We start from the raw sequence: 5,453 nt of genomic DNA on the forward strand, positions 1-5,453 counted from the left end.
GCGGTGGGACGGGAGGCACGGCGCGGCCGGCGCCGCCAGGGTGCGGCGGGCGGGCGGTCGCGTCGAGCGCGGGAGGGTCTGTGGGACGTGCGGGGCGATGCGGCGGGGGCTGGGCCTCCCGGCTGGAGGTCCCCGGCCGGGGTCAGTCGGCGGCGGTCAGCCGGCCGACCCGGCGTGCCAGCGGAGCGCGCGCCGCTCCACCAGGGTGATGACCGCCAGGAGCAGGACCCCGATCACGGCGAGGATCGCGATCGCGGCGTAGACCACGGCGAGCTGGTTCATCGACGACGCCGTGCTGATCACGGTGCCGAGGCCACCGGTCGACCCCGACGCCGACAGCTCGGCGACGACGGCACCGATGATCGACAGCGGGAACACGATCCGGAGCGCCGCGAACACGTACGGCATGGCGTTCGGGACCCGCAGGTGCACGAGCAGTTCGAGCCGCGACGCGTTCATCGTCCGGTACACCTGCAGCACCGGCTGCGGCACCGACCGGAGCCCGACCGCGGTGTTGATGAGGATCGGGAAGAAGCAGATGAGCGCCGTGATGACGAGCTTCGGGGCCGGACCGAACCCGAACGCCACGACGAGCGCCGGGGCGATCGCGACGAGCGGTGTCACGTTGAGGACGACGGCGATGGGCATCACCGCCCGACGGACCACCGGGAGCTCGCTCGTCAGGACCGCGAGCACGAACGCGGCGACGAACCCGATCGCCAGGCCGATCACCGCCTCGAGCAGGGTGATCCCGGCGTTCTGCACGTAGTACGGGAACTGCGTCGCGAGCGACGCGCCGATCGCCGGCAGCGGCGGCAGCAGGTACGGCATCGCGGCCGCGCCCCACTGCCACAGCGCGGCGAGGACCGCGAGCATGACGACGAGCGGCAGCCACACGCGGGGGTGCAGCCACGCGGTGCGGCGCGACCCCGCCGCACGTCCGCCCGGCTGGGAGGTCCGACCCGGCCCCGGCGGGTCCGTCACGACGGCGGCCGTGGTGCCGTCGACCCCTGCTCCGGTCGCGGCCGCGTCGGCGGCGGCGCTCGTCGTCGTGGCGGCCGTGGTCTCGGTGCTCATCCCGCGCCTCCTACGCCGCGTCCGTCGTGCGCCATGCCTGGTGCAGGGCGGCGCGGATGCGGTCCTCGTACTCGTGGAACCGGGTCTCGGCGAACAGGCGCTCGTTGCGGGGACGTGGCAGGTCGATCTCGATCGTGTCGACGATCCGCCCCGGGCGCGGTGCCATCACGACGACCTCGTCGGACATCCGCACGGCCTCGGACACCGAGTGCGTGACGAACAGGACGGTCGTGTGGAGCTCGTCCCACATGTCGAGGAGCTGGTCCTGCAGGTTCTCGCGCGTGAACTCGTCGAGCGCCGAGAACGGCTCGTCCATGAGCAGCACGTCCGGCTGCAACCCGAACGCCCGGACGATCGCGGCGCGCTGCTGCATCCCGCCCGACAGCTGCGAGGGGAGCTTGTCGACCGCGTCCTCGAGGCCGGCCTTGCGGAGCAGGTCGCGCACGTCCGGGCTCGTCGTCGTCCGGTCGCCGAGGTCCCCGATCCGCTGCCGCCGAGCGGTCGCCCCCGTGTTGATCCGCTGTGGCAGCGACACGTTCCCGAGCACCGACAGCCACGGCAGCAGCGCCGGGGTCTGCGGCACGAGGCCGATGAGCTTGGCGGCACACGCCTCGGCGGGGGTCACGCCGTGGACGAGGACGTCACCGTCGTCCGCCGGCTCGAGGCCCGCGACCAGGCGCAGCAGCGTCGACTTGCCGCAGCCGCTCGGGCCGATGAGGCTCACGAACCGCCCCGGCTCGATCGTCAGGTCCACGCCCGCGAGCGCCACCATCCCGCTTGGTCCCTGTCCGTACACCTTGCGGGCGTCCCGCAGCTCGACCGCAGTCGTCATGTCGTCCCTCCACGCCGTCGCCGAGCACGGATGCTCGTTCTCGGATGGCGGAGAGCGTGCGTCGCGAGTTCGAGGTCTGCGACGCGGAGATCCGCTGCTACGACGACGACGGTACCGAGCACGTGTTTCGTGGAGCGGCGCTCGGTGTTGCGGACGTGTTAACGCTCGGGCGGCCGCGGGGGCCGGTGCTGCTCCGGCATCGCCGCGGGCTGGTCCGGCACCGCCGCGCTGGGCCCCGGAGCCGCCGCTCGGTGCTCCGCCAGCGGCACCACGTGGTCGCCGTCGAACACGACCACCTCGATGCCCAGGTCCGCCGCGGCCGTGGCGACCCACCCGCCGAACGCCTGCGCGACGAGCCCCGTGACGACGAGCACGGCGCGCTCGGCCGTGGGCACGCTCCGGAGCAGCCACGCGAGCTTCGCGCAGTCGGCGAGCACCTTGTTCCGGTAGGCGGGCTTGTACGTGCCCTGGTTGCCGATGAGCTGCACGACGACCGTGCCGTCGGGGTCCATGCCCTCGACCTCGACCCGATTGCGCTCGTCGAGCTGCATCGGCCGCGGCCGGAGGCGCAACCCCAGGTCGTCCCCGAGCGCCACGAGCATGCGCCGCTCGACGGACCCCTCGGCGAACCGACCCCACTCGCTGCGGGCGTCGGCCGTCGTCAGGGGCATGCGGCGAGTGTAGGGAGCGTCGGTTTCGCCCGTGTTACCGGCCGCGGGCTCTTCCCCGCGACCGGCGTGCGCGCGCCGACGACAAGTGCGCGGTCGTTGCCGCGCGCGCGTCGTCGTCCACGCGCGCACTCCCTCGCGGGAGGCTCGTCACGCCCGATCGTGCAGCGTGATCCGGTACCCGTCGGGGTCCTCGAACGTGAAGGTGCGACCGAACGGGCCGTCGACGGGCGCGTCCACGATCCGGACGCCGGCGGCACTGAGCTCGTCGTGGATCGCCTGCGCATCGGGCGCGTGGAACCACACCGCGACGCCGACACCCGGCTCGGGCGCATCGGCGACGCCCGACCCGGGCACGCGCTCCCGCACCGCGAACGCGATCGGCGTGGTAGCGAAGACGACCGCGTGCGGCGGCCCGGGCTGTCGGGTCAGTCCAAGGTGCTGCTCGTAGAACTCCGCGGACCGTTCGAGGTCGCGGACCTGCAGCGAGATGAAGTCGGGGCCGGTGACGGACATGTGTTCTCCTCGTTCGATGTCAGGAAATTGACACCACAACGCTATGTCAGAATACTGACATGAGTCAAGCGGACGAGGGCATCGACCTCGACACGTCGGTGGGGTACCTGCTCAAGCAGGCGTCGAGTGCGCTGCACGCCGCGATGGACGCGGTCCTGCGGCCCCTCGGCATGAGCATCACGCACTACTCGTGCCTCGAACTCCTGGCCCAGCGGCCGGGCCTGTCGAACTCCGAGCTGGCGCGCGGGGCCTTCGTGTCACGGCAGGCGATGCACGTCCTGCTGCAGGCACTCGAGCGCGACGGACACGTCTCCCGCCCTGCCGTCGCCCCCGCGGGCCGGGTACTCCCGACCGAGCTGACACCGCTCGGCCGCGAGCGCCTGGCCGTGGCGAGCGCCGCCGTCCGCGCCGTCGAGCGCCGCATGTCCGCGGAGCTCACGGGTCGGCAACCCCAGGAACTCGCGGCACTGCTCCGGCGGTGCATCGCGGGCCTCCAGGCGTAGGCGGCGCACCGACCGGCGCGCCGCGACCACGGACGGGAGGCCCTCACCCGACCCGCAACGGACCGCGCCGACCGACGAGCCACACCGTCAGGGCGAACCCGGCCAGCACCGCGCCCGCCACGGTCACCCCGGTCCACCCCCAGTCGTCCCAGAGCAGCCCGGCGAGCGCCGACCCGATCGCCCCACCGATGAAGTTCCCGGTCACGAACGCGGTGTTCAACCGGCTCCGGGCCTCGTGCGAGACGGCGAAGATCCGCGCCTGGTTGAGGATGTTCTGCCCCTGGATCGCGATGTCGAGCAGGACGATCGCCACCAGGACGAGCACGACGGACCGTCCCCCGAGCCCCGCGACGACGAACGCCACGAGTGCGAGGACCCAGAGTGCGCCCGTCGCGGGGACGTTCCAGCCCCGGTCGTGCAGGCGGCCACCGCGCTGGGCCGCGACCGCGCCGGCCAGACCCGCGAGCCCGAACAGTCCGATGACGACCACGGGGTAGTGGAACGGTGGCCCGCTGAGCAGGAACGTCAGCGCGGTCCAGAACATCGTGAACGCCCCGAACCCCGTGGCGCTCAGCGCGAGCGTCCACCGGACCACGGGTTCGTGGACGACCACCAGGAACACGGACCGGATGAGCGCCGGGTACCGGATGCGCGCCTTCGGCTCGAGCGTCGGGATCGCCCGGTACAGCAGGAACGCGAGCACCACGGCGGCGACCGCGGCGATGACGAAGATCGTCCGCCAGCCCGCGATCTCGGCGATGAGCCCGCTCAGGGTCCGGGACACCAGGATCCCGGTCAGGAGGCCCGACGCCACCGTCCCGACGACCCGCCCGCGGTGCTCGTCGGCGGCGAGGTCGCCGGCGAGCGGCGTGAGCACCTGCCCCGCCACCGTGGTCAGCCCGACCGCGGCGAGCGCCACGAGGAGTGCGGCCATGGACGGGGCGAGCGCACATGCGGCGAGGGCGACCGCGGACAGCACGAGCATGAGCGGGACGAGCTTCCGTCGGTCCACCACGTCGCCGAGGGGCACGACGAGCAGGATCCCGACGGCGTACCCGAGCTGGGTCACGGTGACGAGCCACCCTGCGGTCGAGGTCGACCCGTGCAGGTCCCCGGCGATGAAGTCGAGGAGCGGCTGCGCCCAGTACAGGTTGCCGACGGCGGCGCCGCCCGCGATCGCGAACAGGAGGGTGCGACCGGTCGTCATGCCGGTCCGGGAGGGCTGGGTCACCCCACCAGCCTGCCCCTCGCCGGCCGATTGGAGGGCGCCCCGACACCACCCCTGTCGCGCGAACGGGGGACTGTCGGGGGACAGTTCACATGTGCGTACGATGTACGTGCAGTCCGCACCCACCGAGCGGGCCACATGGGGGGATCCGGCGTACGAGTGTGCCCGGTCGACATCAGTGGTCGTCGACCGGTGCCATCCCGAGCCGAGGGGCAGCCCGCATGCGCACCCGATCCCGCCACGCCCGTCGGCGCCCCCACCGCAGCACCTCCGGCGGTCGTGGCCCTCACCACCGACTCCCCCGGCTCGTCGCCGCGCTGCTCGTCGTCACGGCACTCACCGCCGCCGGGACCGGGATCAGCACGGTCGCCCTCGCGGACCCCGGCGCACCGACGGGAGGCGCGACCTCCTCCCCGACGGCCGTCCCGACCGGGGCGCCCTCCGCCGATCCCGGCAGCGCCGGTGGTGGCACTGCCAGCGGCGGTCCCGCCGACGGTGGGCCGACCGGCGCGCCGAACCCGACGACGGCGCCGACCGACGTCCCGACGACCACCCCGACGAGCACGCCCACGACGCCCACCGACGGCGCCACGCCCGGCCCGGGACCCGTCACGGACCCGTCCCCCACC

At 73.4% G+C, this 5,453-nt stretch carries 6 protein-coding genes and 1 pseudogene; 2 read left to right on the forward strand and 5 right to left on the reverse strand.

From position 1 onward, the window contains the following. Positions 1 to 156: 156 nt before the first annotated feature. The 4 genes from DEI82_RS15845 to DEI82_RS15860 all read right to left on the reverse strand — a co-directional run bounded on the left by DEI82_RS15845 (position 157) and on the right by DEI82_RS15860 (position 3,093). Entirely contained in the window at positions 157 to 1,077 is a 921-nt protein-coding gene (locus tag DEI82_RS15845; protein WP_111037574.1) for an ABC transporter permease, read from the reverse strand. 10 nt (positions 1,078 to 1,087) lie between these two features. Continuing rightward, positions 1,088 to 1,909, reverse strand: a complete 822-nt coding sequence (locus tag DEI82_RS15850) for an ABC transporter ATP-binding protein (protein ID WP_111014220.1) — start codon at positions 1,907 to 1,909, stop codon at positions 1,088 to 1,090. A gap of 158 nt (positions 1,910 to 2,067) precedes the next feature. Beyond that, positions 2,068 to 2,580 (reverse strand): hypothetical protein, encoded by a 513-nt coding sequence (locus DEI82_RS15855; RefSeq protein ID WP_220037295.1) that lies wholly within the window; start codon positions 2,578 to 2,580, stop codon positions 2,068 to 2,070. A gap of 147 nt (positions 2,581 to 2,727) precedes the next feature. After that, positions 2,728 to 3,093, reverse strand: a complete 366-nt coding sequence (locus DEI82_RS15860) for a VOC family protein (RefSeq protein ID WP_111037575.1) — start codon at positions 3,091 to 3,093, stop codon at positions 2,728 to 2,730. A 59-nt stretch (positions 3,094 to 3,152) separates the two neighbouring features. On the opposite strand from DEI82_RS15860, the gene DEI82_RS15865 reads away from it, so the two are divergent. Then, positions 3,153 to 3,596 (forward strand): MarR family winged helix-turn-helix transcriptional regulator, encoded by a 444-nt coding sequence (locus DEI82_RS15865; protein WP_111037576.1) that lies wholly within the window; start codon positions 3,153 to 3,155, stop codon positions 3,594 to 3,596. A gap of 43 nt (positions 3,597 to 3,639) precedes the next feature. Here DEI82_RS15865 and DEI82_RS15870 read toward each other — a convergent pair whose 3' ends face one another. Continuing rightward, positions 3,640 to 4,827 (reverse strand): MFS transporter, encoded by a 1,188-nt coding sequence (locus DEI82_RS15870; protein ID WP_258372116.1) that lies wholly within the window; start codon positions 4,825 to 4,827, stop codon positions 3,640 to 3,642. Positions 4,828 to 5,045: 218 nt separating this feature from the next. Between DEI82_RS15870 and DEI82_RS16635 the strand changes: the two are divergent. Then, a pseudogene (locus tag DEI82_RS16635) lies at positions 5,046 to 5,453 on the forward strand (hypothetical protein); the annotation flags it as partial.

Origin of the sequence: Curtobacterium sp. MCBD17_019, assembly GCF_003234555.1 — a bacterium.
Taxonomy (GTDB): domain Bacteria; phylum Actinomycetota; class Actinomycetes; order Actinomycetales; family Microbacteriaceae; genus Curtobacterium.